Source organism: uncultured Campylobacter sp. (genome assembly GCF_938018035.1).
GTDB lineage: Bacteria > Campylobacterota > Campylobacteria > Campylobacterales > Campylobacteraceae > Campylobacter_B.
This window is the reverse complement of the sequence record NZ_CALIJF010000190.1, coordinates 1-2,649: the sequence shown is the minus strand read 5'-3', so window position 1 is coordinate 2,649 and position 2,649 is coordinate 1. Positions and strand designations below refer to the sequence as shown.

Here is a 2,649-nt window from a genome sequence, read left to right as displayed (position 1 = left end):
CCCTCCCACACGGCGGGGTTTAGGTTGCTTTGATGCATCGTTTTGATATAGACTAACTCCTTGCTAAGGGCCTCAAGCTCGTCTAGATAACTCTCGCGAGCCCCCTCATCGCGCAGCTCTAGCCGCTTTAGATCTCGCAGTTTGTCCTCTAAAATATCGCAAAATTTCATATATCTTTGCGAGTTAAGTTCGGGATCTGCGGCGTCTGCGCGCGCGGAAGCCTTTTGGACCTGAAAATACACGAGCGCGCCTACCGCAAGGGCGACTGCGAACATCAAAGCGAAATTAGCCATTTTTTCTCCTTAAGCCGTCCAAGCCCACGACCGCGAGCCCGAACCAAATTAGCGAAAAGCTTAAAATTTTGTAAGTCTCAAGCTCCTCGCCGTAGATAAATACCGCGATTAGCATGCTCATGCTAGGGCTGATGTATTGCATAAAGCCGATCGTAGATAGCGGCAGATACTGCGTGCTTACGGCGAAGGTAAGCAGCGGCAAAATCGTAATCAGTCCGCTTGCAAACAGCAGCGCACCGCTTGTGCTAAAGCCGAAGGCGCCGCTTCCTTTCAGCGCGCAGTAGATCAGAAACGCAAGCGCGGGCAGCAGCATCAGCGTCGTCTCGCAAAATAGCCCCTCAAAGCTAGGCACTTTTACTTTTTTGCGTATGAGCCCGTAAAATGCAAAGCTAAGCGGCAGCACGAGCGAGATTATAGGAAGCCTACCCAGCGCGTAAATTTGCACGCCGATAGCCGCAAAGGCTAGCAGCAGGGAAAGCTTAGCCGCCGCGCTTAGCCGTTCGTGCAGAAACAAAGCGCCCAAAAGCACCGAAAATAGCGGATTTATAAAATATCCGAGGCTGGTGGCTAAAATTTGATCGGAATTTACCGCGTAGATATAAACTCCCCAGTTCGTGCTGATAAGCAGTCCCGTACAAAGCAGCGTGAGAGCGATTTTAGGGGCACTAAGAAGCCACGCGACGTTTTTTAAGCGGTGCGTAAAGCAGAGAAAAACGAGCAGCAGCAGGAAGGACCAAACGACGCGATGCGCTAAAATTTGCACCGCGTCCACGTCCTTTATGAGCTTGAAAAATATCGGAAAAACGCCCCACATAAAAAAGGTAGCGAGAGCAAGCATTAGCCCTTTCGTGCGGTTTTCTTCCATAAAATTCCTTCCAAATTGCCTAAAGGCGCTATTTTAAGATTTTTTGGGTTAATAAAAGCTTATTTGGGTATAATCGCGAAATTTTACAAAACTTAGGAGGGGCTATGAGTTGGAGTAGGACGTCGTGGAAAGATTATAAAATTTTACAGCAGCCGATCTATCAGGATGAAAGTGCGGTGCAGGCCGCTAAAGAGCGCCTTTACAAGCTGCCGCCGTTAATTTTCGCGGGCGAGGTTCGCAATCTAAAGGCCGAGCTTGCGCGCGCCAGCGAGGGCAAGTCATTTCTGCTTCAAGGCGGCGATTGCGCGGAGAGTTTTAATGATTTTAGCGCGAATAATATCCGCGATATGTTTAAGGTAATGCTTCAGATGGCGATCATTCTTACCTTCGCAGCGGGTTGTCCAGTCGTTAAGGTGGGTCGCATCGCAGGGCAGTTCGCAAAGCCGCGCAGTAGCGACTTTGAGGAGGCGGGCGGCGTGAGCCTGCCTAGCTACCGCGGCGACATAATCAACGGCTTTGAGTTTAACGAAGCGGCGCGCAAGCCAGATCCCGCTCGTATGATCGAGGCGTATCATCAAAGCGCTTCGACGCTGAATTTGCTGCGCGCCTTTTCTCGCGGCGGTCTTGCGAACCTGCACGAGGTGCATAAGTGGAATTTGGGCTTTTTGAAAAAAGGCGAGCTGGAGGCTAAATTTAACGAGCTCAGCGATGAAATTTCGCGCACGCTTAAATTTATGGAGGCGTGCGGACTTAGCGCTGCAAATTCCCCGAGCCTTGCCGAGACAGTGCTTTACACCTCGCACGAGGCGCTGCTGCTGCACTACGAGGAGTGCCTGACGCGCATCGACAGCACCAGCGGCGATTGGTACGACTGCTCGGCGCACATGCTTTGGATCGGCGAGCGCACGCGCGGCGCGGACGATGCGCACGTGCATTTTTTAAGCGGTATCAAAAACCCTCTCGGCGTCAAGATCGGCCCAAGCGGCACTGCGGATGAAATTTTGCGCCTTTGCGACAAGCTCAATCCGCAAAACGAAGCAGGCAGGCTAAACGTCATCATCCGCATGGGCGCGGATAAGATCGGCGCGCGGCTGCCGCAAATTTTACGCGAGCTAAAGCGCGAGGGCAGGGCGATCCTATACAGCATCGATCCGATGCACGGCAACACCGTCAAAGCCGCGAACGGCTATAAAACGCGCGAATTTTCTAAAATTTTAAGCGAAGTTCAGAGCTTTTTTGAGATCCACGCTGCGGAGGGTACGCACGCGGGCGGCATTCACCTTGAGATGACCGGTCAAAACGTCACCGAGTGCACGGGCGGCTCGTTTAACGTGACGCAAGAGACGCTAAAGCAGCGCTACGAAACGCAGTGCGATCCGCGCCTAAACGCAGATCAGGCGCTAGAGCTTGCGTTTTTGCTCGCCGATAATCTAAAAAAGGCGGAGTAGTTCGCCTTTCGTTGCGCGGGAATTCGGTCGCGGCTTGGAATTT

General features: G+C 52.3%; 3 protein-coding genes. 1 reads left to right on the top strand and 2 read right to left on the bottom strand.

From position 1 onward, the window contains the following. A partial coding sequence (locus Q0257_RS05730) for a hypothetical protein (protein ID WP_298022714.1) occupies positions 1 to 293 on the bottom strand: 293 nt, incomplete at its 3' end. Beyond that, entirely contained in the window at positions 286 to 1,158 is an 873-nt protein-coding gene (gene rarD / locus Q0257_RS05725) for an EamA family transporter RarD (protein ID WP_298022711.1), read from the bottom strand. The genes rarD and Q0257_RS05730, both read right to left, overlap by 8 nt. Before the next feature lie 104 nt (positions 1,159 to 1,262). On the opposite strand from rarD, the gene Q0257_RS05720 reads away from it, so the two are divergent. Then, a complete protein-coding gene (locus Q0257_RS05720) occupies positions 1,263 to 2,606 on the top strand; it encodes a class II 3-deoxy-7-phosphoheptulonate synthase (RefSeq protein WP_298022708.1) in 1,344 nt (447 codons plus the stop codon). Positions 2,607 to 2,649 lie beyond the last annotated feature (43 nt).